The sequence below is a fragment of the Pseudoalteromonas sp. SIMBA_162 genome (assembly GCF_046535955.1).
In the GTDB taxonomy this organism is placed as follows: domain Bacteria; phylum Pseudomonadota; class Gammaproteobacteria; order Enterobacterales; family Alteromonadaceae; genus Pseudoalteromonas; species Pseudoalteromonas marina.
The window spans coordinates 1-251 of record NZ_JAWJBQ010000832.1 but is presented as its reverse complement, the minus strand read 5'-3'; the positions used below and the strand labels follow the sequence as shown (position 1 = coordinate 251).

The following is a 251-nucleotide window of genomic DNA, read 5'->3' as shown; positions in this document are numbered from 1 at the left end:
CCTCGCTGGCATCCAGCAGCCAGCGGCCGAGGTAATCGGCGAAGCTTCTGCGCACCACCAGCTCGAATTCGCTCTCGCTGACGCGGCGCAGCACCAGTGTCGCCTTGGCGAACACCGCCGGCACGCCACGTCCGACCGGGAAGGCACGCGGGTGCACATCTGTCGGCGTCGACTTCATCAGCACCTGACGCGCCTGGTCGCCACTCAGCGAGATGACGGTCTGGCCACCGCTGACGTTGACTACCTGATAG

1 protein-coding gene is annotated in these 251 nt (G+C 66.1%); it reads right to left on the bottom strand.

Features of this window, described 5'->3' with window-relative positions:
* Positions 1–251, bottom strand: a 251-nt coding sequence (locus R0J88_RS22015; RefSeq protein WP_410901180.1) for a sarcosine oxidase subunit gamma, incomplete at both ends; no start/stop codon positions are given.